Origin of the sequence: Streptomyces sp. NPDC087859, from assembly GCF_044742595.1 — a bacterium.
Lineage (GTDB): Bacteria > Actinomycetota > Actinomycetes > Streptomycetales > Streptomycetaceae > Streptomyces > Streptomyces canus_F.
The window spans coordinates 1-26,818 of record NZ_JBIUUU010000037.1 but is presented as its reverse complement, the minus strand read 5'-3'; the positions used below and the strand labels follow the sequence as shown (position 1 = coordinate 26,818).

Here is a 26,818-nt window from a genome sequence, read left to right as displayed (position 1 = left end):
GTTTTTTGGGCCACCGCATCGTCTGTACGAGGCCGTGGCCGAGGTGGCATCCGAGCCGAACGAGGCCCCGGGCGCCAAGCGTCCGGGGCCGCACAACAGGCAGGTCGGCGAGTCAGGCGCCGCTGTCGCCCGCACTCTCGCCGTCTGCGTCGGCGTCGAGCAACCGCAGCAGGGAGCGGAGCTCCTCGATGGCCGCGTCAGTGACCTCGGGTCCGCCGCCCAGAACGAGCTGGTGCAGGACGAGACCGTCGAGGGCGGCGAAGACCAGCCGCGTCATCGCCCGGTTCGCACCCTCGGGGAGCATCCGGGACAGCTCGCGCTCGGTGGCATCGAAGTACTCGTCGTACAGCCCACGGATCAGCGGCAGCAGCTCCGGCCTTCGCCGGGATTCGAGCAGCAGCTCGTACTGGAAGACCTGGGTGTCCGGATCGGCCGTGACCATCTCGGACACTCCGGCCGAGAAGTCGGACACCTTGCCGGTCCCCGGCTCGACCGCGCTGACGCTCAGGCTGGAGCGTACGGTGTAGGCGAGCGCCTCCTCGATCAGCGCGTCACGGGTGCCGAAGTGGTGGACGACAAGACCGTGGGTGACCCCTGCCTCCTCCGCCACCGCGCGATAGGTGAGCTTGCGCAGACCACCCCGGGCCACCACCCGCACGGCCGCGTTGAGCAGGGCCTCCCGGCCCTCCCCGTAGTTCACCCGCTTGCGCGGCCTGCGGCCCTCAGGGGTCCCGGTGGCTTCGGTCATGGGTGCGACCCTACCGGCCCGTACACGCACGGCGGCCTCTCCCCTGCCCGGCCGCACGGGACGGACAGGTGAAGCACCACGCCTGGCACCGTCGCGGCAGGCCGGGTGCGGTTCCGCCTGCGGTGGGCATCAGCGCTTGGGGGGCCGGATACCGCGGAACTCCCAGTCGCCGCCGAGCGCGGTGGACAGAACCTCTTCCGATTCGGTGGGCTGGGCTCCGACGTCCGTACGGATCGAGGTGGGTCCGGTGACGATGTGGTTGGTGAGCCGCCCCAGGCCCTCGACCTCGACCTCGACGACGTCACCGGGCTGGACAGGGCGGGAGTTGGCCGGGGTACCGGAGAGCAGCACGTCGCCGGGGTGGAGAGTGATGGTGCGCGCGATGTCGGCGACGAGGTAGTGCATGTCCCACTCCATCTCATCCGTCGAACCGTCCTGGACGACCTCGCCGTTGACGTACGTGCGCAGGTACTTGCCGTGGAAGTCCCAGTCGGTGACCAGACCCGGGCCGAGCGGACACAGGGTGTCGGAGCCCTTCACCCGCAGCATCGAACCGGCGTCGGTGTCGCGGAAGTCGTGCAGGCCGTAGTCGTTGGCTACGGTGTAGCCCGCGATGTACTCGCCCGCCTCGGCAGGGGAGATGTTGCGCGCGGTCCGGCCGATGACGATCGCCACCTCTCCCTCGTAGTTGAGCCACTTACAGCCCTCGGGGCGGACGATGGCGCCCTTGTGGGAGTTGAGGGCGGAGGTCGGCTTGTGGAAGTACGTCGGCGTCGGGGTCAGCTGGATCTGGAACTCGTCGACCCGGCTGCGGTGGTTGAGGTGAACGGCGACGACCTTGGACGGCACGACCGGCGGCAGGTGCTGGGCGTCCTCGATCTTGACCCGGCGGCCGTCCCCGGCGACGAGTTCGTCACCGTCACGGACGGTCTCGACGGCGGCTCCGTCGAGGAGGACACGGCGGTATTCGGGCATGGCGGGGCCTTTCTAGGAGCGGCTGTGCGGGGTGCGCGGGGAGGCGGACGCGGACGCGCCGGTGCCGGTCCAGCCCCCGGCCGGGCGGTCGAACCAGAGGTGGACCTGGCCGGTGCCGATGGAGTTCTCGTACTCGCCGTACTGACGTGCCTCGGCGACGCATGCCTGCTCGCCGAGGGCGCCGGCCATCATCAGGTAGTGGTAGAAGCGGGCCTCGGGCTTGTACTTCCAGAACTCGTCCATGGTGTCGAGGACCTTGCCGTGGCGGCCCTCTTTGAACCAGGCGATGCGTTCGTAGTCGGCATCGCGGGCCTCGGACGTGAAGATGTGGCCGGGGTCGCTCGACTCGTGGTCGCGAAGCTCGCGCAGCGGCCAGAAGGTGTGCGACAGCGCTCCGGAGGCGATCAGCAGCACGCGGCGGCCAGGAGTGGCTTTGATACCGTCCGCCAGGGCGCGGCCGAGCCGCAGGTGGTCCTCCATGTCACCGGTCTGGCAGACGCCGATGGTCACCCATCGCTTGTCCGGCAGCCCCTCGCCGAGGAACTTCCACAGGTTGATGGTGGCGTAGTAGATCGGGAGGTACTCGTCGTCGATCGCGGTGACCCAGGTGCCGTGCTTGTCGGCGAACCGGGCGATGTTGTGGGCCAGTTCGGGATCACCCGGGAAGTCGTACGGCATCCGGCACATGCCGCGCGGCAGTTCCTCGGAGGTGAACAGTCCGGCCCTGCGCTGCTGGGCGGTGACGACGAACTCGACGGTGGTGGCCCAGTGCGAGTCCAGGACCACGACGGTGTCGTAGTCGTCACTGTCGAAGACGTCCTCGCGGAGCTGTCGCAAGCCGGTGACGAGGGTGATCTCCTTGCCCTGGTTCAGCTCGAGCCGGTCCCCCTCCGGCAGCACGATGGTGGGGACGTGGGCGAGCAGACCCGCCCCGACGATTTCACCCATGGTCTTGCCATCCGTTCGGCGCGGTGACGGTGTTCTTGACGTCGCAGTAGAAGTCGAAGCTCCATGTGCCGCCCTCCCGGCCGACGCCCGAGTGGCGGGAGCCGCCGAAGGGAGCCTGGAGGTCGCGTACGAAGAAGCAGTTGACCCAGACCGTGCCCGCGACGAGCCGCGCGGTGACCCGCTCGGCGCGCTCGTGGTCGCCGGTGACGAGGGTGGCGGCCAGACCGAAGCGGGTGTCGTTGGCGAAGCGCACGGCCTCTTCCTCGTCGCCGAAGGTCTGGAGCGTCAGGACCGGACCGAAGACCTCCTCCTGCACGATCTCCGAGTCCTGGGCGACGCCGGTGAGGAGGGTCGGCTCGTAGTACAGAGCGTCCTTGCGCTTGCCGCCGATGACCGCGCGAGCCCCGTCGTCGAGCGCGCGACGCACGAAACCGTCGATCTTCTCCAGCTGGCGCGGGTGGATGTTGGGGCCGAGGTCGGTGCCCTCGTCACGCGGGTCACCCTGTCTGAGCCGGCTCGCCTTTTCCACGAACCGGCGGGTGAACTCGTCCGAGACCGTCTCCTCGACAAGGATGCGGGTCGCGGCCAGGCATACCTGTCCGGCGTTGTCGTACTGCTCCACCGCCAGGTCCACGGCGAGGTCGAGGTCCGCGTCGGCGAAGACCAACAGCGGTGACTTTCCGCCGAGTTCGAGGCTGAGAGGGGTGAGGTTGGCGGCGGCCGCCCGGGCGATGTGCTGGGCGGTGGGCACGGAACCGGTGAAGCTGATCCGGCGGACGTCCGGGTGCGGGACAAGAGCGTTGCCGACCTCGGTGCCGTATCCCTGCACGACGTTGAGGACACCGGCCGGCAGCCCTGCCTCGGCCGCGATGTCGGCGAGCAGCGAAGCAGTGAGCGGGGACCACTCGGCGGGCTTGAGGATCACCGTGTTCCCGGCGGCCAGCGCCGGGGCGACCTTCCAGGTGGCCAGCATCAGCGGGGCGTTCCACGGCGTGATCAGCACGCACGGGCCCGCCGGGTCCCAGCTCACGTGGTTGGTGTGGCCGCGGGTGTCGAAGTCCTCGTGCTCCAGTTTCAGCAGCCAGTCGGCGAAGAAGCGGAAGTTGTGCGCCACGCGCGGCATCACACCGCGGCGGTGGGAACGCAGGAGGGCGCCGTTGTCGAGTGTCTCGACATTGGCGAGGTCCTCGATGCGCTTCTCGACTCCGTCGGCGATGGCGTGCAGGATGCGGGCACGCTCGGCGCGCAACGTGGCGGCCCAGGCGGGAAAGGCGGCGCGAGCGGCGGCGACGGCGGCCGCGGCCTCCGTCGCCGTGCCCCGGGAGATCTCTCCAAGGGTGCTTCCGTCGATCGGCGACACGTCGGTGAACGTCTCGACGGACGCCACGCGTTCGCCGCCGATCCAGTGCCGGGTGTCGACGGCGACCCCGGCCACCGTGGTGATGTGCTCGGTCATGTCCGGTCTCCAGGTCTTCTGATGTGTTAGGGGGTTACTCGGCCTCGGAGGTGCCGGATTCCAGCAGTCGACCGCCGTCCCAGACGACGCCCACCTGCCGGTAGTACGCGGCGATCGGCTCTCGGATCTCCAGCCGGGCCAGCTCTTCCGTCGGCGCCTCGAACAGCTCCAGTTCCGCATCGCCGACCCACGGCTGTCCGGCCTCGAAGGACGCGGCGCCGGTCTCGATCAACTCGTCGAGCGCGAGGCCCTTGCCGTTCTCGATGGAGGGAAGCCAGCGGTGGTGGGCCATCGGGTGGCCGTTGACGAAGCCGTTGGTCTCGGACGGCTCGCGCAGGGTCACCACCGTCTGTGCCAGGCGTCGGTCGGCTGCGGCGAGGGTGGCGCCGAAGCGGGCTCCGGCCTCGATGCGCGGGGCCGGACCGTACAGGTGCGGGCGCGTCTGGTGGATCGAACCGAGCTTCTTCGGGTAGCCCTGGTGCAGTCCGCGGGCGATCGCGAAGTCCTTGTCGACCCAGATGTACACGCAGCGCGAGTATGTCCGCCCCTGGTACGAGCAGCGGACGACGGCGAAGGCCTCCTTGTACTGGGCGCGCACCGGGTCCAGCAGCTCCTCCTTCGTACCGGAGCAGGACTGCCAGTCGGCCCAGATCAGCGCGACCGCGCCCGGGTCCTCCTCGGCGAGTTCCAGCGGTGCGGGCAGCAACTCCCGTACACGTGCGGGATCAGTGCGGTACTCGATCGTGAGCAGGTCGCCGGAGTAGTGCCAGGGGGGTGAGGGGATCAGGGACGACGATCCGGTCGCCGTCTTGGGGTGGAAGTAACCACGGACGCTGGCCATGACGTTGGTTCCTTACGCGGTGAGGGCGGGCTGCTTGAGCAGCTGGGCGCGGTAGCGGGCGGCGCCGGTGGCAGCGGCTGGGCCGCCGAGGGCGACGACGCCGACGAGCTGCCCGCCGTCGGTGTGGTAGCCGACGATCATGTCGCCGCCCGGATCGCCGGCCAGGACGCGGATGTCGGCGAGGCCGAGTACGGGGGAACCGAAGGACTGCAGCCGGAAGTCGTGCTGGTCGCTCCAGAAGGTGGGCAGCGGCGCGAACGGCGGCAAGCCGGCTTCCGCACCCGTGAGATGAGCCATCAGTGCCTTGGCCGCATGTTTCGCGGTGTCGCCGGGGATCGACCAGTGCTCGACCCGGCGCGGTACGCCGTCGTAGCGGGCATTGGGGAAGCGGGCGACGTCGCCGACCGCGACGACGTACGGCAGTCCGCCGACCCGCAGCTGCCCGTCGGTGAGCACGCCGTCGGTCAGGTCAAGACCGTTGCCGTCGAGCCACTCGGTGTTGCCGACGGAGCCGACCGACTCCACGACCACATCGGCCGGGAGCACTGTCCCGTCGCTCAGTACGACCCCGGTGACGTGCTCCTCGCCCTCGAACCCCGAGACACCCGCACCGAGAGCGAAGCGCACACCGCGTTCCTCGTGCCGCCCCAGCAGCGCGCGGGCCGGCAGCTCGCCGAGTGGTCCGACCATGGGCAGCGGCAGCGGGTCGACCACGGTGACGTCCGTGACGCCGAGACCGACCGCGGTGGCGGCCACCTCGCAGCCGATGAACCCGGCACCGATGACGACGACCCGGGCGCCCGGCCGGACCAGCTCCGCCCGCAGGGCCTGAGCGTCACCGAAAGTCCGTACGGTGTGACGGCCGACCGCGGGGCCTTCGCAGCGCAGGCGCCGGGGACGCATACCCGTGGCGACGACCAGTCCGTCGAAGGGCAGCTCCTCGCCGCTGTCGAGCACGACGACCCGCTCGGCGAGTCGGGCGCTCGTGACGCTCGTACCGAGCCGCCACTCCACGTCGGCCGCGCTCGCCTTGGGAGTGAAGGCCAGGGACTCGAACGACGCCTTTCCGGCCAGCGCTTCCTTGGAGAGAGGCGGCCGGTTGTACGGCATGTGGGGCTCGTTCCCGATCACGGTGATCGCGCCGGTCCACCCGGCGCCGCGGAGTTGTTCGGCCGCGCGCAGGCCGCCCATGGAGGCCCCGGCCACGATGATGCGCTGCGTCGTCATGCCGGTCAGTCCTGGATCCGGATGGCCTGCAGCGGACAGACGTCCGCGGCCTCCTCGACCTCGTCGCGCAGGGTGTCGTCCGGGTCGCTGACGTAGGCCAGCCGTCCGTTGTCGTCCAGCTGGAAAACGTCGGGGGCCGCGAAGACGCACTGTCCGTGGTCCTTGCACTTGTTCATGTCGACGACGACCTTCATGGCCGGTCCTCCTGGAAGGTGGGTGCGCCGGAGCGGGCGGGAGCGAGGGGCAGGGGCGGGATGGAAGGGCCCGGCCGGTGGCCGGGCCCCCAGCCACAGGGGTACGGGAAGCCGAACCCCTGACTCGTTTGGCTTCAAACAACATAGGAAGCCACCACGCCCTGGTCAATACCTATCCGGATGGATAAATTCTTTGGCACACCCCCTTGCGGGAAGGTGGCCACCTCCATACCGTTTGGCTTCAAATGATTGACCGGGGCTTCACGACCGCGGCATCGCCCGGCGCCCCAACCAGTCTTCGCTCCGCCACCCTCCCCCGGGCGCGACGCCCGAGAGGTGCCCCGAATCCGCCGAGGAGACATCGGTGAGCGCTCACGACACCCCATCCGTCCGCCGGCACCAGGACCGGCTCGCCGCCGACGGCATCGACGTGGTCCGGGTGACCTACCCCGACCTCATCGGCACCGACCGCGCCCGCGACGTGCTGCTCGACCACCTGCCGTCGGCCTACGAGCACGGCCTGGCCTTCTGCCGCGCCGTCTACCACACCACTCCGCGCGGCGACGTCGTCGCGATCCAGGGCGGCATCGATGCCGGCCTGCCCGACATCTCCGTGCGACCGGACCTGACCACCCTCGCACGCGTGCCCTGGGAGCCCGGCGTTGCGTGGTGTCTCGGTGACACGACCGACCCGGCGACCGGCGGCCCGGCCGCGGAGTCGCCGCGCGATCTGCTGCGCTCGGTGCTGGCCCGATGTACGGACGCGGGTCTGAGCCCGGTGGTCGGCCCGGAGCTGGAGTACTTCCTCCTCGAAGAGGACGCCACCGCGCCGAACGGCTGGCGGCGCAGCCCCACCGTCACCGGGTCCGTCTACACCGCCGGCCTGCGCGCCGACCCCGACAACCACCTGCTGCGTACCCTGCGACAGCTGCGCGACCTCGGCATCGGCGCCATCACCGGCAACCACGAGTTCGACGGCGGCCAGTACGAGATCAACCTGACCCACTCCGACGCCCTGGACGCCGCCGACCGGGCGTTCCGCTTCAAAGCCGCTGTCAAGGAACTGGCCCGCAAGGAAGGCAAGTTGGCCACCTTCATGGCCAAACCCTTCAACGATTCGGGCGGCTCCGGCTTCCACCTGCACTTCTCCTGCGTCGACGCCGACGGCCGCAACGTCTTCGACGACCCGGCCGGCGCCTTCGGTCTCTCCGGCAACGCCCGGCACGCCATCGCCGGCATCCTCACCCACGCCCCGGCGCTCGCCGCGCTGCTCAACCCGACCGTCAACTCGTACAAGCGCTTCGGGCCCGACACCCTCGCGCCCTGGCTGATCAACTGGGGCCTGGACAACCGAAGCGCCATGGTCCGCATCCCGCCCGAGCGCGGCTCCGGCGCCCGCCTGGAGGTACGGCTCGGAGACGCCGGCGCCAACCCGTATCTCGCGATCGCCGCGCTCACCGCCGCCGCCCTGCTCGGCGTCCAGGAGGGCAAGGAGCCGCCCGCGCCGCTGGAGGGCTACGGCTACGACCTGGAGAAGTCCCAGGTCCTGCCGATGAACCTGACCGCCGCACTCGACGCCCTGGAAGCCGACGAAGCGCTCATCGACCTGCTGGGCAAGGACTTCACCGCGTCCTTCCTCGCCTACAAGCGCGACGAGGCCGAACGCTTCCAACGACACGTCACCGACTGGGAGTTCGCCGAATACTCCTACCACCTCTGAGCACCCCGCAGGAGCACACCATGACGAGCACCCTGAACACCACCGACACCCACCACGCCCCCGACGACCCGATGCCGCTGGACGAGGTCGACCTCGCCGACAACGACAAGTTCCTCGACGGCGTCACCCCCTGGCGCATGTTCCACACCCTGCGCCACCAGGACCCGGTCCACTGGCAACCGGAGCCCGAGCCCAACCACGGCTTCTGGGCCGTCACCCGGCACGAGGACATCGCCCGCGTGGGACGCGACCCGCAGACCTTCACCTCCACCAAGTTCGCCAACCTCGAAGAACTCGACGACGACCAGATCAAGAAGCGCGCCTCCATCCTGGAACTGGACGGCGTACGCCACCGCGCGATGCGCAGCCTGCTACAGCGTCAGTTCGGCCAGGCCGTCATCAACGAGTACGCCGACTTCCTGCGCGGCCTGACCGCCAGGACGCTGGACACGGCCCTCGCCAAGGGCACGTTCGACTTCGTCGCCGACGTCGCCGCCGACTTCCCCATCAACGTCCTCGCCCGGCTCCTCGACGTCCCCCCGGAGGACAACCAGCAGCTCATCGACTGGGGCAACCGGATTATGGGCAACACGGACCCCGACTACGCCGATGTCCTCCTCCACAGCGAGGAGAGCGAGCAGTACAAGGACCTGCCCTTCCGCAGCCCGGCCTCGCTGGAGGTCTTCGAGTACGGACAGGAGCTGGCCCGCCAGCGGCGGGGCGGCACCGGCACCGACCTGATCTCCAGACTCATCAACCAAACCCCGCGCGACGGCGTCCCGCTCTCCGCGCAGGACTTCGACAACTACTTCCTGCTGCTGGTCGTGGCCGGCAACGAGACCACCCGGCACACCATCTCGCACTCCATGCTGGCCCTCATCCAGCACCCCGAGCAGCTGACCAGGCTCCAGGAAGACCCCTCTCTCATCCCGGTCGCCGTCGAGGAGTTCCTGCGCTGGGCCACACCCGTCTACCACTTCCGCCGTACCGCGACACGCGATGTCGAACTCGGCGGCAAGCGGGTGAAGGAGGGCGACAAGGTCGTCATGTGGTACGCCTCCGGCAACCGCGACGAAGAGGTCTTCGGCAACCCGTACGACTTCGACGTCACCCGCCAGGACAACGACCACCTCACCTTCGGCAAGGGCGGCCCCCACCTGTGCCTGGGCAACCTGCTCGCCCGCACCGAGATCCGCATCATGTTCGAGGAACTGATCCCGCGCCTCGCCGACATCCGCCTCGCCGGCGACGTCCCCCGGGTCCGCTCCAACTTCGTCAACGGCATCAAGAAACTGCCGGTCGAGGTCACCCTCGCCTGACCGCCTGTACACAAGCTGTGGCCACCCGGACCACTGGGTGCCCACAGCTCTGTGTGTTTGCGGCGGCAACACTCTGATCGCGACCGTTCGCCAAGGGCATGGTCGCACCAAATGGTCTTGCCGTTCGGGGCTCTGCCGGTCTTCCATCTCCCGGTGAGCTGGGCGACCAAGCCCGGCTCCAGCGCCCGCCCCACATCTCGCAACAGGCGGATCGGCCGCATCGACGCCGCCGACGCGTCGTGGACGTTCATGCTCTTCCTCAACGCCACGACTACAGCAGTGACGGCCTGCACTGAGGTGGCAGCCGGTCGTCGGTAGCAACGCTGATGACCAGCAGCCGCTCCACCCCGTCCAGGGCCCGCACCAGCGCCTCCGGTTCGTCGAAGTCGCCATGGCGCGTGCCCACGCCCTGGCCGGCGCTCCTTTCCGGGAGTGCGGGACAACGCCAACACACGCGAGGCGTCGATGCGTTGGAGGAGATGGCGGACGGTCAAACTGCCCAGATTTCGGTGCGGCCGGGGATGCAGAGGACCTTTTGCCCGTGGTCGGTCAGCAGCGCAATCAGCAGGGCAGCCCCGCCGACGTTGAGGTCGATCGCCCACGTCACCGGCTCACCGCCGCTCAACTCCAGCACATCACTGATCAATTTGAGCAAGGGGCGTTGTAACGGCTCAGCCAGGCGAAGAAGGTCCTGCGGAAGGTACTGGCGTCGCCGTAGTCGTGGGCGCCCTGGAGGGTCTCGCGTTTCAGGGTGGCGTGGAAGCCTTCGCAGGCCGCGTTGTCGGCGCTGGTGCCGACCGCGCCCATCGACCGAGTGACCCCGAGCTGGTCGCAGAGGCCGGCGAAGGCCCGGGATCCGGGCTGGGCCCCGTGGTCGGAGTGGAACACGGCGCCGTCCAGGCTGCCACCCACGAGGGCAAACCCATCGATGAAGATCTCGTCGTCTACCTGGAGAACTCCACCCAGCATCTCGCTGGCCCGTCCACCGAGCAGCGACAGCACACCCCCGCGCTCCTCGACGGCCAGCTCGCCACGGAAACCGAACTGCTCGAAACCGGCCGCTACACGCCCGCCCTCGGCATGCGCCTGCACACCCCGGCGGCCTCCCTCTCCCAGACCATCGCCGCCTTCGACCTGCGCCGCCACACCCACACCAGCCAGAACTGGATCGCGGGCCTGCACCACGCCCACGCGGCAGGGGATCGCGACCTGGGCTCCGGCCTCCTGGGCGACCTCGCCTACCAGGCCGCCTGGCGCCGCGATCACACCACCGCAGCCAACATCCTCCACCACGCCCTGACCCGCGTTCAGAACCCCGCCGCCCGCTGCCTGCTCCAACTGCGGCTGGCCCGCACCATCGCCGCACGGGGCGACGGCAGCGAACGCGGCGCCGTACTACGCGCCCTCACCTCCGCCGAACACCACCTCAACGACGCCGGCACCGACCGGCCCTCCTGGTGCACCTGGGTATCCGAAGCCGACCTCGCCGTCGACTCCGGACAAGCCCTCCTGGACCTCGGCGACACCCGCCGCGCCCACCAGCTCATCAGCGAAGGCGAACACCTCCTGCCGCCCACCCGGGACAAAACCAAGGGCGTCTTCCTCGCCTACCGCGCCGCCAGCTACCTCGACCTGAAAGAACCCGAACCCGCCGCAGCCGCCGCCACCCAGTCCCTGCTCCTGGCCCGCCGCATCGGAGCACCCCGCTGCGCCCGCCTCGTCGACAACCTCCTCCCCCGCTTCGAGCCCTACGCCCGCGCGCACGGCGTACCCGAGCTCCTCCAACTCGCCGCCGCCTAGCCTAAGATCCGCCTGGGCTCGTACGGTCAACAGGGCGGCGAGATCCCGTGTGTAGGTTCCAGAACCCTGAAACCCATGGAGGGCGTCTGAGCTGCTGCGGATGGAACCGTCCGATCAGATGTTCCGCTGGTTCGTCTAAGGTTCCCTGTCTCCAGGAGAGAGCGGGTTCTGGGGAGCTGATCCGCCAAGCGAGAGGGAGCAGCAAGTTCTCGATGCTTGGTCGATGGCCTGTCGACGGCAAAGTGAGTCGACGCGTCAGCATTGGCATGCACCCGGATGCTGACCGTATGGGCAGCGCGGGTGATCATCGCGCGAGCCCTCTGCCACTCTGTGCCTCTGCTTCAGCCCGCAGAACCCCAGTTGCGCCGCTGCCTCGCGCGAGGAGTGGAAGGCTGGCTGTGAGCCGTAAAGAGGGGTCCGGCCGGGGTCTCCAACATGAGGCCCGGAACCGATGACGCAATGTCTGCGTGGGACCGGCACGGCGGCCCTCGCCATCCGCGGCCGGATCCGGCAGGACGGACACGAGGGCGAGGCTCCAGTGGCGTGATCAATCAGTAGGAGTAGACAGGGATCGCGAAGGGAACTGCTAAGCCCTCTCTCGTATCCTTTACCGTGGACTCCGGCAATTCCAGGCTTCTGGTCCGTACGCGGCGAGGTGGTTCGTGGCAGCAGACCACGTAAGGCGCCCCACCGCCGTCATCCTGACGGCTCTCCCGCTGGAGTACGAGGCCGTACGGGCCCACCTCACCGAAGTCGAGAAGCTCGTGCACCAGCCCACCGGCACCCGCGCCGAGCGCGGCCGGCTCGCCGGCACCCCGTGGTGCGTGGCCCTCGCGGAAATCGGCGAGGGCACCCTCACCGCCGCCGCCATCACCGAGCGCTTCAACACCTGGCTGAAGCCTGAGGTGCTGTTCCTCGTCGGAGTCGCGGGCGGGCTCAAGGACGACATCAAGGTCGGCGATGTCGTCGTCGCCACCAAGGTGTACGGCATCCACGGCGGCAAGCAGACCCCCGAAGGCTTTCTCGTACGCCCCGAGGCCTGGCACTCCTCCTACCGCCTGGAGCAGGCCGCCCGCCACGCCCTCCGCGGCAAAGCCCACTTCAAGCCCATCGCCGTCGGGGACGTCGTCCTGGCCGACGCCGAGTCCGCGATCGCACGCCACCTCCACGAGCACTACAACGACGCCGTCGCCATCGAGATGGAAAGCGCTGGCGTCGCCCACGCCGCCCACCTCACCGGCAAGCTGGACACGCTGATCATCCGCGGCATCAGCGACAAGGCCGACACGCAGAAGCACGAAAGGGACGCGGAGGGCTCCCAGCGCGAGGCCGCAAGGAACGCGGCCGCAGCCGCCATCGGCGTACTCCAGGACCTGGAGCCAACCACCGAGTCACCCGATGATGTCCGCCTCCGGGACTACCTCAAAGCCGCCAGGAACGCAGCTCAGCGGCACCCCTATCCACTCGTCATCAACATCTCCGAAGAGAAACGACGGCTCCCCGCGGTCTACCAAGGCCAGCAGGCAATTCTGCAGCACACACCTGCGGCCGGCGACGAGCAGAGCGGCGCGCTTGGCCCCGATACCGGCCGGTCGCCAGCCGAGGAAATCCTGGCCGGGGAGCAAACAACCGTAGTGATCTCCGGACCGGGCGGCGGCAAGTCCAGTCTGCTGCGCACCCGCCTCGCAAACGGGGCCGAGAGCTGGCTAACCGGGCCCGGCGAAGACGTTGTGCCTGTGCTGGTCCGGGCCACAGCCTTGGTCGGACCGCTTTCCGAGGCTCTCGCCGCAGCTGTCAAGACCGAGCTCGCCGGGGAGAATCTGAGGGCTTCACTGCCCCCGGCCTTCTTCGCCACCCCGCCGCGGCCGGACGTCCGCTGGCTGGTGCTGGTCGACGGCTTGGACGAGATCCCCGACGCGGACACCCGACGCCAGATCCTGCGCCGCATCGCCGACACCGCTAAGGACCCGCACGCCGACCTGTACCGGTTCGCTGTAGCCACCCGTCCCCTGCCCGACGGCGAACTCGACATCCTCGGACCCGAGGTGCCCCGCTACGACCTGCAGCCCTTCAACCGTGATGACATGCAGCAGGTCGCCGCCCGCTGGTTCGACCTCTTCCAACTGCCCGATGCCACTGAGAAAGCCCACCAGTACATCGAGGCTCTGGCCCAGGCCCGACTGACCGAGCTGGCCCGCATCCCACTGATGGCCTCCGTACTCTGCCAGCTTCACGCCGCGAACCCTCGTAAGCCGCTTCCCAAAGACCGCACCGGCGCCTACGAAGAGTTCGTCACACTGATCTATGAACAAAACGCCCACAAAGAAGTCAAGAACATCCACGACCGGGCCATCACCGCCCTGACGGAATCCTTCCAGATCCCCTCAGAAAGGGCCGCCGTCAAAGCTGCGGCAGTGCAAGTGCAAGACAGGCTCCCAGAGCTGATCGAGTACCTCGCCTACCGGCGCCCCACCGGCGTCGCTGGAACTGGCCTCCCGTTCGAGATACTGGCCGAGCAGCCAGCACTACTCGCTCACCTCCGCCGCATACGGATCGCTGACCTGGCAGTTGAGGTGCTGGCCGAGCACCCACTCGCTCACCGTCCCACCAAGGTGGACCGGGAGGACTGGAATCGCTTTCTAGGCATGCTTTTACGAGCAACCGGCCTGGTAACCGAAGTCGCAGGCGACTTCTTCTTCCTCCACCAGACGTTCCGGGAGTACCTCGCCGCCCGCTACGCCGCCCGTGACTCCCGTGCCGCGGCTCGCGCGCTCCACCGGCATTTTCACCAACCTCTTCGGGACGACAGCCTCCTCACCAGGTCACCAAGCGTCAGTCTGAGGTTGCGACTCGGAAGGCACTGGAATCCTCCGCGGCAAAGCTGGTCCTATGTGGGCTTTTTCATCGACGCCGTGCTGCCCAACCCCGAGCTGAGCCGGCTGTGCACCCGATACCTGGCCCGTCTGGCTTCTCCCCGAGCAGGCCCGTCTGGCTACGCTTTCCTCGGCGAGCAAGTCCAATTGCGCACCCGACTCCCTGAGGAAGTCCTCCGTGCGGCCGGCGACCATCTGCACGCCTTGGCCACGGACAACACCTCCAGCGGCGGGTTACGCGTCCAGGGGGCGGAACAGCTGGCCAGGCTGGACGATCCCCGCGGCCGCGCCCTTCTGCATGCCTTGGCCACCGACACCACCCTCCGCAGCGACGACCGCATGCGGGCCACCGAGGCGCTGGCCAGACAGGGCGACGCCCGTACTGCGGACCTCTACGCTTCGCTCGTCACTGACACCACCCTGGATGACTATGAGCGCGTACGGGCCGCCGAAGCACTGGTCGAGCTGGACGCCCCCCGCGCCACGGATCTCTGCGCCTCGCTCGCCATCGACTCAGGCTTCCGCAGCGACTTGCGCGTGCGGGCCACCGAGGCACTGGCGGGGCTGGGCGACTCCCGCGCCCCCGACCTGCTGCACACCTTGGCCACCGACACCACCCTCGGCGGCGCCCGCGTGCTCGCCGCCGAGGCACTGGCGAGGCTGGGCGACTCCCGCGCCCCCGACCTGCTGCACACCTTGGCCACCGACACCACCCTCCGCAGCGACGACCGCATGCGGGCCACCGAGGCGCTGGCCAGACAGGGCGACGCCCGTACTGCGGACCTCTACGCCTTGCTCGTCACTGACACCACCCTGGATGACTACGAGCGCGTACGGGCCGCCAAGGCTCTGGCCGAGCTGAACGATCCCCGCGTCCGAGACCTCTACGCCTCGCTCGCCACCGACACCACCCTCGACAACGACTACCGCGTGCGGGCCGCCGAGGCACTGGTGGGGCTGGGCGACTCCCGCGCCCCCGACCTGCTGCACACCTCGGCCACCGACACCACCCTCGACGGCGCCCGCGTGCTCGCCGCCGAGGCATTGGCGAGGCTGGGCGACTCCCGCGCCCCCGACCTGCTGCACACCTTGGCCACCGACACCACCCTCGACGGCGCCCGCCGCATGATGGCGGCCGCGAAGCTGGCCAGGCTGGGTGACCCTAGGGCCTCCGGCCTGCTACACACCTTGGCCACCGACACCACGTTCGAATTCCACCAGTGGGCGGTCTTGGAGCTCCGCGTGCTGGGTGATCCTCGCGCCGCCGAGTTGGATAAACAGATCGTGTCGCAGCGTTCGAGAAGACGTCGCGGGAAGATCAGTTGACAGGCTCAACCACGCTGTTGATCCCTACACGGCCGAGTGAGTCAGCATTGTCCAACCTCGGCTTCAAGCGCTGGAGTGGAGAGCAAGGATCGCCTGGACCGGACGGGTTGTCCTTGCGGAACCGCTTGCGTTGCTGCAGTGCCAGCGCCGGCCCGAGGTGGTTGACGATGCGGTCCGCCGCAGACTTTGACACCCCGAACAGCGGCGCGAGTTGGCGCAGCGTCAGGTTGGTTCGCCAGTACGCGGCGACCAGCAGGACCCGGTCCTCCAGCCACAGGTTCCAGGACCGGCCCTTGCGGACCGGATCCGCGCCCTCGCGCCGCAACGCGGTGAGCAGCTTGCCGAACTGACGCGGACTCAGACCCGTGAACTGGCCTATCCAGCGCGGCTCCGACGCCGTGATCACACCAGCTACACCAAGAACATCTCACCTGTGAACAGCAGTTACGGGGCAAGTCCTAGCTAGAACGGAAGGACGAACGCGGCGGGCCTCACCCACTCATCGCGCCGGATGCGCGCCGCAGATCTCGACGGTGTCCAGCAGGCCGGTCAGATCCAGCAGGGCCACCTGGCACAGCTGGAGCCGACTCAACCCGCCCAGCTTGGTGCGCAGATTCGCGACATGGAACTTGACAGTGCGCTCGGCTATCCCTAGTGACCTCGCGAGTTCACTGTACTCCTCGGCGAAGACGAGTAACCCAAGTATCTGGCGCTCCCGGTCGGTGAGGGTGGGCACACGGAATAGTGCCGTAGCCAGGATCTCGCGCAGCGATTTTGGCAGCCGGCACAGCCGACATGTGTTCGGCATCAGATCGTCTCGGATCGGTTCAGGTCAGTTCGGCCGCCAGTAGGAGGCGACTCTCCAGCTGTTCCTTGGCCATCGACAAGGCCTGCGTGTTTTCCTCGATCAGCCGATGCTGGTAGGTGGTCGTCACCGCGTAACGCACTTGTACGAAGTCGACCTGCTGCTTGCACGCCACGTCGGCCTTGGCCGCGGCGACTGCTCTCGAACTGGACAGGTTCGACTCGGTGAGGCCCAGTTCCTTGACCGCGTTGGCGGGTTCCGTGAGCTTGTATCCCGCCTTCGACATACACGACGACCAGCGCTTGTCGACCGCGCGGACTCGGGAGTCCGCGCGTGCTCTCGACTGGGCCTCGCTCTTGAGGTTGAACACGAAGAGGATGTCGACCTCGTTGGCCTTGCGCGCGTAGAGCTTGAGGTAGGACTCCCGGACGCAGCCACCGACGGGCACTCGCTCCCCGTTGAACGTCACGTCGCTGCCACCAGTCTTCTCAGCCTCCTCCAGGTTCGCGGGTGCATCGGCTGGGTCGAGATCGTCCTCACCGTTGAGCGCGAGTTGTTCGGCCTCGGACAGTGACTCCGTGACTGCTCGCACGGGGGCGTTCGCCGTCTCGGGATTCAGGTAGCCGTACCTGGCGGCCATGTCCTGGTCGACCAGGCCGAAGACTCGTGCGTTCGACCCGCTCGCGGAGGTGGCGGGCTGCTCGGGAGCCCGGTAGGTGAAGCCGAGGCGGGCCATGCACCGGCTGGTGAGGACGCCCTGGGCCTGTGCGAGCGTGGTCTGCTGCTCGGTGGTGGCCTGGTAGGCGTCCAGCGGGAAGCTCAGGTCGGCGGTTCCGCGCATCGTAGGCGTGGGGGGCGCTGTTGGTCCGGTGCTCCCGCCGGAGCCGTCCGAGCCACCGACGGAGCAGCCCGTCAGGGCAAGGACGGCGCCGAGAGCGGTCACACTGAGCCGGTTCATAGGTAGTAATAGCTTGACGAGATCTCGTTCTTGAAGGTGGAGGTGGCGTCGCCGATGTAACCGGCAGGGAGATCGCCCCGAGTACCCTCGTGGAACGTATCGGTGTAGACGTACCAGGTTCTGGTGTCACGGTTCCAGTACGACGCCGTGTTGTCGTTCACCGTCTGCCCCTCGCCGGGGCAGTTCACATAGGTCGGGCGATCCTTGAAGTTGTTGTTGGTGAAGTCGTTGTCCCCGGCATCGAGGTCGAAGACGCAGCCGCCCCGGCCCGAGTTGTAGTAGAGGCCGAACTCTCCCGCCTCCAGAATGCCGTCGTCCTGGGTTTCGGCCACCGCCGGTCCCGCGGTGCCCAGTGCGAGTCCGCCGATCGCGACCAGCGATACAGTGAGTGCCGAAGCACGTCTTACCGTTCTACTACCGTTCAACTCCGCCTCCTGCTCTATGCAATTGAATCATCAAGATCCTGCAAACGAAGAGTGAATCAAGGCGGAAAGTGATCGTCTACTGTCCCTGAGGACAGTAGACGATCACTTTCGGACGGTCCTATGATTTGTCAGCCCGTAGCCACGAGAGCTCGCATGCACGTTCGCCCAGTCGTGACCGTGGCTGGCGCAGTCCAGTGGTCTCGTGGGCGAGTCCGGGTGACAGAAACTGACGCCGCCCGGCCGGGAGGACCGGAATCGGAGCCCGGAAGAATGTCCGGCCGGCGCCGATGGGTGGCAGCCGTAGGGCTGCGTCGTTCTCGCGGTCGGCCCAGAAGAGTCGGCATGGGTGTGTGCCTTCGGAGGCCTCCGGGGCTCCACATCCCGTGGGGATCGGTGTCCCGCGGGGTGCACGAGTATGGGGTGCCGTCCCTTGTTCCACCGTATGTGACGGCCTGCCGGCCGCTGCCATATCCCCTGTTCCGACGGCACGTCACAGCCCGTGTCCTGTCGTGGGCCAGCACCGCCGTGTCCCCTGTGGCGCTGGCCTTGGCCGTGCTGCACATCGGCGGAGGTCCCGGAGATCTGGGCCTGGTGCTCCGCTGCCGCGATGGGATCGCTCCTGCTCATGCTGCTGAGGCGAGGCTATCGGAGACCTGCATGCTGGCTTCAGCCTGCCGTCTTCGCCACGGCAGCCTGCAGGTCGCGAACCCCTGTGGTCTGCGGGTGCCGCTCGGCCAGCTCGGTGACCACGCTGCGGATCGCGGGACGATCGCGTACCTCTCCGGGGCTCGCCCGGTAGGCATCGAGGAGGGCGCTGGCAGTCTGCGCGGGCCGTCCCAAGGCCCACCAAGCGCGTGCCATGTCCGTTCCCAGCCTCGCCTTCCGCTCGACGGTCGCGAACTGATCCGGGCGCAGGTTCTTCCCGACCTCCAATGCGGCGCCCGCGTCGCCGAGCGCCCAGTGCACCCCGACCGCATAGAGGTCGACGCCGGCCGGGCTAATCGGGAACAGGCGGCCCGCCGGGGCGATATGCGGAAGAGCCCGGGCCGCGCGGCGGGCCTCCTCTGTCATCGCCGAGGCCTCGGCGCGTCGGCCGCCCCGGGCAGCGGTGTAGGCGAGGGTGCAGAGCATTTGTGCGTAGGCGGAGGCCAGAGCGTCGGTCCGTAGTCCCGTCGCTTCGACCTGCGCGGTGGCAGCCATCATCAGGTGCTGGGCTTCCTCGGTACGGTCCTGGTGGCGCAGCACCACGGCGAGCGCGCGGGCGGCGGCAGCCGAGGCGAGCGGCGAGCCGGATACTTCGGCCCAGGTCCGGGCGCGGTCGGCGGCAAGCCGGGCCTGCTCGTAGGAGCCGAGCTTGTTCAGCACGGAGGCGGCGAGGCTGTAGACGCAGGAGAGCCGCGCCTGGTCGAGCTCCCGCCGGGAGGAAGCAGCCGCATGTCCGTCCGCGATGAGTCCGGGCAGGGCGGCGAGCAGTTTCGCGTGTGTGCCGTGGTCGTACAGGTCGCGGGCGGTGGCCATGCGGGCGTCCAGCGATCCCCTGCCGGTTGGTGGCGGAGTGGCAGCCAGCGCCTGGTCCACGCCGAGCACCAGGACGACGGGCCCGGCGGTCGCCGTGGCGGTGAGCAGCGTGCGGCGGTGCATCGGGTCCTCCTGCGCGTGCGGACTGGCCGTCACTTTAGTGTCCGCAGATGCCGACGGGGCCGGTGGCGCAAGAGAACTCACCAAAATGGGCAGCGGAATGCCCACTTCGCGCGCAGCGCGGTGGACGAGGGTCAGGTCGAAGACCCGGCTGCGCCGCTCCAGCCGGGATACGGTGGCCGCCGAGCAGCCGAGCCGGTCGCCGAGGGCGGCAAGAGACCAGGAACGGTGTTCACGGCCGAGGCGGATCAGCGCGCCAGGCAGCCGCTGTGCGGCTAAAGCGCGCGCCTTGGGGGTGTTCCAGAGCGGGTCAACGGGCACTTGGTCCCTCCCACACCGCACGACCGAGGGCCTTCCACGGTACGGGCGCCGGAAGGTGCCGTCGAGGCGGCTTGCACGACGTGCAAATGCCTTGCGCAGCAGGATGGTTGACCACCACCGGGCGCGTCGGCGCGGTGTGCTGGGTACAGCGCCCCAACCGTGCGGGGCCCGTCCCTGGGAGGCATCATGACAAGCGCAGCCGCGGCCACGTTGGCCATCGACCCGGTGCTCGGCCCGATCCGTTCCGCACGCGAGGTCGTCCCGCCCCAGCTGTGGGAGAAGCAGGTCCAACTCCTCGTGCGGGACTACCCATACGACACGGTCATGGCGGCCAGGGTCCTCGACCAGGGCTACGCCTACCTGCTGACCGCGATGACCCACCGGGGCGAGTCCCTGGGCCTGGCCCCGAGCAAGCTCGTGGACATCGGCGTGCACACGATCATCCTCGACACCGTGGCCTACGCCGAACTGTGCGCGCGCTTCAACGGCGGGCACTTCCTGCATCACGTGCCCAAGGTCGACATGAAGAACGACGGCTCAGTGATGAAGACGGCGCACTTCGTCGCCGCCGACGGCTGGGAAGTCGATCTGTCGCTCTGGCAGGACGCCGCCGACTGCGGCCCGTGCCACCCGGGCAGCGACTCGCACTGACCCGGCTCTTGGGCCCGGCCGGATTCCGGTCGGGCCCCCGCATCGTCCGGGTGAGATTCCCCGAAATCAGCCACCCGGCCGGCCATCGCCACCAGGATGAGGCGGTGACGAGTACCGCAGACCTCTGGCACCACTACGGTCGCGTCCGCGCCGAACGCGACCGCGCTGTCCCGCAGACCTTCCACTGGATCTGGAGCCAAGACGGCGGTCCCGGCCCGGAGGTCCTCGGCCATCTGACGGGCCGCGCCGTCGGCGACCTGGGTGCCGGGTCTGCCCGGCACGCCGCCTATCTGGCGGTTCACCACTCCCCTGCCCGCATCGTCGCCGTCGACGGCTCACCGGCCCAGTGCGACATGGCCGCCACGCTGTTCGGCCACCTCGCACCGCGGCTGCGCATCGTCGCAGCCGACGCCGTACGCCACCTGACGGCGCATCCTGACACCTACGACGTGCTGTACAGCGTCTTCGGCGCCGTCGACTTCACCGACCCGCACTCGCTGCTGCCAGCGGCAGCCGCCGCACTGCGCCCAGGCGGCCGTTTAACCTTCTCCACTCTGGCGCACTATCTGGGCGGCCGGCCTGCGCAGCCGGACGTCGTGGCTGCCGACATCCCGGCGCGAACCCCCCAGGGGAAGGAGACCACGATGCGCCGCTGGGTGCTTCAGGAACACGTGTGGGTGAAGCTCCTGGACGAGGCCGGATTCACCGGCATCGACATTCACCTACTGCCCTCGCCGACCGCGGGGCCTCGTTGCGCCGCCACCCTCCTGGTAACGGCCCACCGCACTTCCTGACCGCCGGCGCTCCCTGTAGATCGACGCCTTGCGCGCGGCCGCCGCACACGGCCAGCGAGCCGCACCCGGGTGTGAACAGCCTGTCACCGGTCTGCCGTTGGGCAGCCTCCCGGCCGGTTCAAACGTGTCCAAAGCATGTGCCGTACGGGTCCGGGAACAAAAATCGGCGTGCGTGCAGTGCCTCGCTGGCGCCGAGGACGCAGTGCATCACGGCGATGACGATTGGGCCGGGCCTGGCCCAGGACCGTGAACCGAGAAAGCCGCAGGGCCCGTCCGCGCTAGCGGACGGGCCCCACACTCGAGCGCCGGGCAGGCCTTGCACCTGCATTTCCCCACAGGAAGCAGGGCGTCTTTCCTTGGACCACCAACGCAGCACCGGTTGGCTTGAGTTGCGGCCACCAGCTCGTGATCAAGTCTAGCGTGTCGGAACCACTGCCTTCCACTCGAGGCCCGACCACTACCTCGCGTACAGAAAACACCGGACTCGGGGATACGCACGCGGCCCGGTTCCGCTGTTCCCGCCTCCCCGGTTTCGGGCCGGGTGACCCAGCGGCACGGCGTCCCGGCAGCCGGGCGGCGGATGGAATAGCACGCATCGCGGTCAGGGGCGCGACGGGCCATTTACCAGTCTGGCAGCCATCCGGCGCGTCGGGTGGCTCCTTTTGCATTAAAGCCAGGTGATCAAATCTATGAGCCCTTGGTGCTCTTGACACTCGCTTGCGGAGCGTGTGATTCACTCCCGCCGGACAGCCGAGTGCGGATACGGTGTTCATCCGGACGGTGGTGAAGGTCCTCTGTCGGGGGTTGGGGTGGGGCTGAGTTATCGGGATGCCATTCGCCTGCTGGGTGCGTCAGAGGAGCGTACGGTCGAGGCGTTGGACCGATTGACGGGCGGGCTGCTGCTCGCCACCTCAGCCACGGGCATCAGTCTGCTTTCCAGCCTGTTCGACGTGCGGGGTGAGTTGGCCCGGCTGAGTGCGAGTCTGGGGCGCAGGCTTGGTGAACAGGCGCGCGGTCTGGCCCGGTTCGATCGCAGCGAACGCCTGGCTGCGGCCCATGCGGTGGTAGTTCTCTCCGCCTATTTCGAGGTCCTCTCCGAGACGGAGCTGCCGTGCAATCCACAAGATCTTGAGCTGACGGCTGCCGAACAGACGACCCTGGCGGGGGGTGATGCGGTGGCTTCCCAGCGGCTGGGTTCTCTTGCCGCCGGCTTGCTTCAGGCCGAGGTCCCGATGCCCGTGCCGCAGCGGCCTTACGAGACGACGCTGGAAGCCCTTTCAGTGTTCTACCGGCGTCTGTCGGGCGAAGTGACCCGGTTCGTGTCGGGTCTGGCAGTGTGGGACGGTCTCGACGACACGCGCAAAGAGCGGTTCGCGGGGACGCTGGCGAACGATCTTCCTGGGAAGGCCGTCGCCCGCTATGAGGAACTCTTCGTGCAGTTGGCGCTTGAATGCCCGGAGGTCGCTTTCTGGGCCAACTTGGTGGATCACCAGGCGACGCGGGCGCAATTGGGGGCGGTGAGAGCCTCCCTGGAAGGGCTGCAGGAGGTTCTCGCGCCGATGGCACAGCGCAGACCTGCCGATGCCTGGGTCACCGGTCTGGCGCGTGCTCACGCGGCGGTGCTTAATCGTCCGATCCTCACCTCCCGCGATGCCCTGGACGGGACGAGCCTGCCGCTCCTGGGCGCCGCGTATCTCAATCCGGACTTCCGGGTGTGTGATGTGGGCCCGTCCGATCCATTCGCCACGGAGAGCTGGTGGCAACAGCGGCCGGTGCGCGGCGACCTGGATGCGTTCTTGCTGGGGCACTTGACGTCGGTCCAGGCCGTGCGCGTCCCGCTGCTCGTGCTGGGCCAGCCTGGTTCGGGTAAGTCGGTGCTTACGCAGGTGCTAGCGGCCCGTCTCCCTCCGGCCGACTTCCTCGTCGTGCGCGTCGTACTTCGGGAAGCCGCTGCCGACGCCGACCTGCAGACTCAGATCGAGCATGCGGTCCGCGGCTCCACCGGCGAGTCCGTAGACTGGCCTGAGCTGGTCCATCGCGGCCAGTGCGCGCTTCCGGTGATCATGCTGGACGGCTTTGATGAACTGCTGCAGGCGACCGGCACCAGCCAGACCGATTATCTGCTGCGGGTGGCCGAATTTCAGGCACGCGAGGCCAGTCAGGGACGTCCCGTCGCCGTCCTCGTCACCAGCCGCACGGCGGTCGCCGACCGGGCGCGTCCCGCGGAGGGCATGATCGCTTTGCGACTGGAGCCCTTCAACGACCGTCAGGTGGCACAGTGGTTGCAGGTGTGGAACACCACCAACGCTGCTGGCTTCGCCGCCCGCGGCCTTCAACCCCTCACTGCGAACACCGTTCTTGCGCACCGCGAACTGGCGTCCCAGCCATTGCTACTGCTCATGCTGGCGCTGTATGACGCCGACCGCAACGCGCTGGAACTCCACAGTGCCGCGCTGGGCCAGGCTGAACTCTACGAACGCCTCCTCATCAGCTTCGCCGAACGGGAGGTCCGCAAGAGTGCGGCTGGGCTGACCGACGAACAACTCGGCGACGCAGTGGAGGAAGAACTCACCCAGTTGTCGATCGTGGCGTTTGCGATGTTCAACCGCGGCCAGCAATGGATCAGTGCGGCAGAACTGAACGCCGACCTCGACGCCCTCACACCGCAAAGCCACTCCGACCCCACCGGCCTGCGCGCCCGCCTCACCGCCGCACAACTGCTATTGGGTCGGTTCTTCTTCGTCCATGAGGCGCGCGCCAGCCGCGAAGGCCGGCCCCTAAGCGCCTATGAATTCCTCCACGCCACCTTCGGGGAGTACCTGGTAGCCCGGCTCGCCACGCAGGAACTGCACGAGCTGGCCGAGACGGTGCGCCACCCCACACGCCGCAGCAGGCCGTCCACCCTGGACGACGCGTACCTGTATGCACTGCTGTCCCAAATACCCCTGACCACACGCGGAACGACCGTCTCCTTCCTCGTGGAACGGTTGCAGGGCTGGCCGCAGTCACTACGAACGCAGTCGCTCACGGTCCTGCTCAGCCTCTTCCACCAAGCACTGCACACACGCCACGACACCCGCTACGACGACTACACGCCGCAGCGCCTGCCGGTGCCGGCCCGGCCGGCGACATACTCGCTCAACCTGATGCTCCTCGCCGTAGCCGCGACCACCGCTGAGGGCCTCAGCGCCGACGACCTCTTCCCCGACACCAGCGAAACGGTCCCCGCCTGGCGCCGCCTGGCACTGCTGTGGCGCTCCCAGTGTCCGCCGGAGAGCTGGAGCGGACTCCTCTCCACCGTGGCGATCGACAGGTTCTGGGACGACGGCCGTCGGCAGATCCGGGTGCGCCTGCGAGACGATTCGGAAGCCGAGCCATGGAGCACGGACCCGTTCTGGACCTACGACTTCGGGCCAGACAACCCGTACCGGCCCCGGACGGACGACCATTGGTTCTCTTGGATCCGGGACGACAACCATCAGTTGCACCAGCAGGCGAAGTTCCTCTGTGACACTGCTGATGACATCTTCGCGCATGGGATGCAACCGTGGGCCGGTGTGTGGGAGACGGCCGTCGTCACCTTCCACGCGACCGCAGGACGCCCCGTTGTATCCGCTGCGAACGCGCTTGTTCACCTGTGGCTGACCAGCGATCAGGACAGCACGCCAGCGGACCTCACCGCCGCCTTCGACGTCTGCCTCCAGATCGCACTCAACGGCTTCGCCCCCTTCGACGCGGACACCAGACGGCGCTTTCGCCATGTATTTTTGCGCCGCCTTGCAGCGGAGTGGGAAAGGCTCGAGCACGACTGGGTGGAGCGGGCCATACGAGCCATTCACGAAGGGGGAAAAGACGCCACGGACGAAGGCCTACAGTTCCTCGACACGGCCCGAGAGATCTTGCCCGCCCCTCTGGCCGCTCTATGGCCCGCTGAGCAGTAGCTGACACTCCGGCCGTATCCGCGCCACCAGCGAGCTGTCACTGCGCCTGAGGTCATCAATCCTCACGAGCGGCCCGCGCTCTTGGGCATGGCGCCCATCTCCAGGCGCCCGTGCCGACCGGTGCAACCACGCGTACCGACCCGGTCGCACTCGGCGAGTGTGCCGACCAGCAGGAGGAGTTGGGGTCGGAGTCGCGCAGGACCTTCGGCAGTCCCGGCGCACGTCCGCCGAGCCAGTCGATGAAAGGCGTGAGCGGCGGGCTCGCTGATCCCGAACTCGGCAGCGATCTTCGCGAAGGTGGCGTGCTCGCGCAGGTACACCAGCGCCATCATCGCACGCTAAGACGTCATCTCATTTGGCTCGGTAGCCTGTCGGTTGTGGTTTCGATCGTTGAGCGGCTGGTGCTTCCCAATGCTGAAGTCAAGCCGCAACGGTGACGGGCGGTGCCACCTGGTAGCACCTTCGTTCACGGATCAGCGCCCAGAGCACGCTGACTCGGCGCCGGGCCAAAGCGAGGACGGCCTGGACGTGACGCTTGCCTTCCGCGCGCTTCCGGTCGTAGAAGGCTCGGGAGTTGGGGTCGTGCTGGATGCTGATCAGCGCGGAGGTGTAGAAGACGCGCTGCAGGCGTCGGTGGTAGCGCGTGGGCCGGTGCAGGTTGCCGCTGACCTTGCCCGAGTCCTTCGGGGCTGGGGTGACGCCGGCGAAGGCCGCGAGGCGGTCCGCAGTGGCAAAGGCGTCCAGGCTGCCGCCGACAGCGGCGAGGAACTCCGCGCCGAGGGTGGACCCGATGCCGGGCATCGAGGTAATCACTTCGGCGAGTTCGTGCTCGCGAAACCGCACCTCGATGAGCGTGTCGGTCGCGGCGATCTTCTCGTTGAGGATCATCACCTCCTCGGCGAGGGTGTGGACCATCCTGGCCGTAACCTTCTCCCCGGCGACTGCGGTGTGCTGCCGTTCGGCGGCCTCGACGACTTTCTCAGCGAGAGCCTGGGCGCCGCGAACCTTCCGATTGCGCAGCCAGGTCGTCAGCCGCTTGGCGCCGGCCCGGCGGATCGCGGCAGGAGTCTGGTAGCCGCTCAAGAGCCGCAAAGGCCCAGTGTTGTCGAGGTCCAAGGCCCGCTCCAGCGCGGGGAACATGCTGTTCAGCAAGGCGCGGAGCCGGTTGATGACGCGGGTGCGCTCAGCGACGAGGTCGCTGCGGCGGTCGGTCAGCAGTCTCAGTTCAACGACGTCTTCGTCGTCGAGGCGGATGGGCAGGAGGTCGCGGCGCATGAGCGCCTGGTCGGCGATGACTCGGGCATCTCGGGCATCGGTCTTGCCCTGGCCGCGGTAGCTGTCGGTTACGCGTTCGTCGCTGACCTGCCCGTATTCGGCGTTGCAGAGATGAGCGCGTCCAGCGGCACGATGGCGGCAATCGTCGTCACCGTCTCCGGTAGAACCAAACGTCCCTCATAGTCGCGGTCAACGGTCTCCTGCGTCGGCGTCAACGCCGACGGCCACCGCGAGATCCTCGGCATCGACGTGGCCACCGCCGAGGACGGCGCCGGCTGGCTCGCCTTCCTGCGCTCCCTGGTCGCCCGCGGCCTGTCCGGCGTCCAACTCGTCCTCTCCGACGCGCACATGGGGCTGGTCAACGCGATCGGCGCCACCCTGCCCGGCGCGAGCTGGCAGCGCTGCCGCACCCACTACGCCCGCACGTTGCTGAGCCAGGTGCCCAAGTCGGCCCAGCCGTGGGTGGCCACCCTGCTGCGGACCGTCTTAGTGAGCGGTTCGTAAGGCGATGTCCTTTTCTGGCTGAGGTGGGAGCAAGGCGGCTGGTGGAGGTTGCGTCGGTTATTACTTCCGGGCGAAGTTG

General features: G+C 68.3%; 19 protein-coding genes and 6 pseudogenes. 8 read left to right on the top strand and 17 right to left on the bottom strand.

The window, feature by feature from the left end:
* Nucleotides 1–112: 112 nt before the first annotated feature.
* The 7 genes from ACIOHP_RS49045 to ACIOHP_RS49015 all read right to left on the bottom strand — a co-directional run bounded on the left by ACIOHP_RS49045 (nucleotide 113) and on the right by ACIOHP_RS49015 (nucleotide 6,389).
* A complete protein-coding gene (locus ACIOHP_RS49045) occupies nucleotides 113–748 on the bottom strand; it encodes a TetR/AcrR family transcriptional regulator (protein WP_401898221.1) in 636 nt (211 codons plus the stop codon).
* Nucleotides 749–877: 129 nt separating this feature from the next.
* Nucleotides 878–1,723 (bottom strand): fumarylacetoacetate hydrolase family protein, encoded by an 846-nt coding sequence (locus ACIOHP_RS49040; RefSeq protein WP_164415463.1) that lies wholly within the window; start codon nucleotides 1,721–1,723, stop codon nucleotides 878–880.
* 12 nt (nucleotides 1,724–1,735) lie between these two features.
* Nucleotides 1,736–2,671 carry a 3,4-dihydroxyphenylacetate 2,3-dioxygenase gene (locus tag ACIOHP_RS49035; RefSeq protein WP_401898220.1) on the bottom strand — a complete coding sequence of 312 codons (936 nt, stop codon included), beginning with the start codon at nucleotides 2,669–2,671 and terminating at the stop codon, nucleotides 1,736–1,738.
* Nucleotides 2,664–4,127, bottom strand: coding sequence for an aldehyde dehydrogenase (locus ACIOHP_RS49030; protein ID WP_401898219.1), 1,464 nt, complete (start codon nucleotides 4,125–4,127; stop codon nucleotides 2,664–2,666). The genes ACIOHP_RS49035 and ACIOHP_RS49030 overlap by 8 nt, the downstream gene beginning before the upstream one ends.
* Nucleotides 4,128–4,161: 34 nt before the next feature.
* Nucleotides 4,162–4,968 (bottom strand): acetoacetate decarboxylase family protein, encoded by an 807-nt coding sequence (locus ACIOHP_RS49025; protein WP_007379207.1) that lies wholly within the window; start codon nucleotides 4,966–4,968, stop codon nucleotides 4,162–4,164.
* A gap of 12 nt (nucleotides 4,969–4,980) precedes the next feature.
* Nucleotides 4,981–6,195, bottom strand: a complete 1,215-nt coding sequence (locus ACIOHP_RS49020) for an NAD(P)/FAD-dependent oxidoreductase (protein ID WP_401898217.1) — start codon at nucleotides 6,193–6,195, stop codon at nucleotides 4,981–4,983.
* 5 nt (nucleotides 6,196–6,200) lie between these two features.
* Nucleotides 6,201–6,389 carry a ferredoxin gene (locus tag ACIOHP_RS49015; protein WP_401898215.1) on the bottom strand — a complete coding sequence of 63 codons (189 nt, stop codon included), beginning with the start codon at nucleotides 6,387–6,389 and terminating at the stop codon, nucleotides 6,201–6,203.
* 364 nt (nucleotides 6,390–6,753) lie between these two features.
* Between ACIOHP_RS49015 and ACIOHP_RS49010 the strand changes: the two genes are divergently transcribed.
* Both ACIOHP_RS49010 and ACIOHP_RS49005 read left to right on the top strand, forming a co-directional pair.
* A complete protein-coding gene (locus tag ACIOHP_RS49010) occupies nucleotides 6,754–8,109 on the top strand; it encodes a glutamine synthetase family protein (RefSeq protein ID WP_401898213.1) in 1,356 nt (451 codons plus the stop codon).
* Nucleotides 8,110–8,129: 20 nt separating this feature from the next.
* Nucleotides 8,130–9,428, top strand: coding sequence for a cytochrome P450 (locus ACIOHP_RS49005; protein WP_401898212.1), 1,299 nt, complete (start codon nucleotides 8,130–8,132; stop codon nucleotides 9,426–9,428).
* Nucleotides 9,429–9,699: 271 nt separating this feature from the next.
* Here the strand turns inward: ACIOHP_RS49005 and ACIOHP_RS49000 are convergent, their stop codons facing one another.
* From ACIOHP_RS49000 to ACIOHP_RS48990, 3 genes and pseudogenes are all read right to left on the bottom strand, one after another.
* Nucleotides 9,700–9,834: a hypothetical protein gene (locus ACIOHP_RS49000; RefSeq protein WP_401898210.1), complete on the bottom strand. Its 135-nt coding sequence runs from the start codon at nucleotides 9,832–9,834 to the stop codon at nucleotides 9,700–9,702.
* 102 nt (nucleotides 9,835–9,936) lie between these two features.
* Nucleotides 9,937–10,083: pseudogene (locus ACIOHP_RS48995) on the bottom strand (IS110 family transposase); the annotation flags it as partial.
* A 5-nt stretch (nucleotides 10,084–10,088) separates the two neighbouring features.
* Nucleotides 10,089–10,328 (bottom strand): annotated as a pseudogene (locus tag ACIOHP_RS48990) (IS3 family transposase); the annotation flags it as partial.
* Here ACIOHP_RS48990 and ACIOHP_RS48985 point away from each other — a divergent pair.
* Entirely contained in the window at nucleotides 10,308–11,228 is a 921-nt protein-coding gene (locus ACIOHP_RS48985) for an XRE family transcriptional regulator (protein ID WP_401898207.1), read from the top strand. The pseudogene ACIOHP_RS48990 and the gene ACIOHP_RS48985 sit on opposite strands and share 21 nt — an antisense overlap.
* Before the next feature lie 662 nt (nucleotides 11,229–11,890).
* Entirely contained in the window at nucleotides 11,891–15,427 is a 3,537-nt protein-coding gene (locus ACIOHP_RS48980) for a hypothetical protein (protein ID WP_401898205.1), read from the top strand.
* 109 nt (nucleotides 15,428–15,536) lie between these two features.
* Here the strand turns inward: ACIOHP_RS48980 and ACIOHP_RS48975 are convergent.
* The 5 genes and pseudogenes from ACIOHP_RS48975 to ACIOHP_RS48955 all read right to left on the bottom strand — a co-directional run.
* A pseudogene (locus tag ACIOHP_RS48975) lies at nucleotides 15,537–15,833 on the bottom strand (transposase family protein); the annotation flags it as partial.
* A 93-nt stretch (nucleotides 15,834–15,926) separates the two neighbouring features.
* Nucleotides 15,927–16,163: a helix-turn-helix transcriptional regulator gene (locus ACIOHP_RS48970; RefSeq protein WP_401898204.1), complete on the bottom strand. Its 237-nt coding sequence runs from the start codon at nucleotides 16,161–16,163 to the stop codon at nucleotides 15,927–15,929.
* 91 nt (nucleotides 16,164–16,254) lie between these two features.
* Entirely contained in the window at nucleotides 16,255–17,073 is an 819-nt protein-coding gene (locus ACIOHP_RS48965) for a hypothetical protein (protein WP_401898203.1), read from the bottom strand.
* A gap of 113 nt (nucleotides 17,074–17,186) precedes the next feature.
* Nucleotides 17,187–17,615, bottom strand: coding sequence for a peptidase inhibitor family I36 protein (locus ACIOHP_RS48960; protein ID WP_401898200.1), 429 nt, complete (start codon nucleotides 17,613–17,615; stop codon nucleotides 17,187–17,189).
* Between the two features lie 666 nt (nucleotides 17,616–18,281).
* On the bottom strand, nucleotides 18,282–19,574 hold the full coding sequence (locus tag ACIOHP_RS48955) for a helix-turn-helix domain-containing protein (RefSeq protein ID WP_401898199.1): 1,293 nt from the start codon (nucleotides 19,572–19,574) through the stop codon (nucleotides 18,282–18,284).
* Between the two features lie 186 nt (nucleotides 19,575–19,760).
* On the opposite strand from ACIOHP_RS48955, the gene ACIOHP_RS48950 reads away from it, so the two are divergent.
* The 3 genes from ACIOHP_RS48950 (at nucleotide 19,761) to ACIOHP_RS48940 (ending at nucleotide 24,960) form a co-directional block, all read left to right on the top strand.
* Nucleotides 19,761–20,225, top strand: a complete 465-nt coding sequence (locus ACIOHP_RS48950; protein ID WP_401898196.1) for a glycine-rich domain-containing protein — start codon at nucleotides 19,761–19,763, stop codon at nucleotides 20,223–20,225.
* A 104-nt stretch (nucleotides 20,226–20,329) separates the two neighbouring features.
* Nucleotides 20,330–21,019, top strand: a complete 690-nt coding sequence (locus tag ACIOHP_RS48945; protein ID WP_401898194.1) for a class I SAM-dependent methyltransferase — start codon at nucleotides 20,330–20,332, stop codon at nucleotides 21,017–21,019.
* A 728-nt stretch (nucleotides 21,020–21,747) separates the two neighbouring features.
* Nucleotides 21,748–24,960, top strand: a complete 3,213-nt coding sequence (locus ACIOHP_RS48940; RefSeq protein ID WP_401898192.1) for an NACHT domain-containing protein — start codon at nucleotides 21,748–21,750, stop codon at nucleotides 24,958–24,960.
* A gap of 134 nt (nucleotides 24,961–25,094) precedes the next feature.
* Here the strand turns inward: ACIOHP_RS48940 and ACIOHP_RS48935 are convergent.
* Both ACIOHP_RS48935 and ACIOHP_RS48930 read right to left on the bottom strand, forming a co-directional pair.
* Nucleotides 25,095–25,298: pseudogene (locus tag ACIOHP_RS48935) on the bottom strand (transposase family protein); the annotation flags it as partial.
* An 82-nt stretch (nucleotides 25,299–25,380) separates the two neighbouring features.
* Nucleotides 25,381–26,310: pseudogene (locus ACIOHP_RS48930) on the bottom strand (IS110 family transposase); the annotation flags it as partial.
* 117 nt (nucleotides 26,311–26,427) lie between these two features.
* On the opposite strand from ACIOHP_RS48930, the pseudogene ACIOHP_RS48925 reads away from it, so the two are divergent.
* Nucleotides 26,428–26,721, top strand: a pseudogene (locus ACIOHP_RS48925) (transposase); the annotation flags it as partial.
* Nucleotides 26,722–26,818 lie beyond the last annotated feature (97 nt).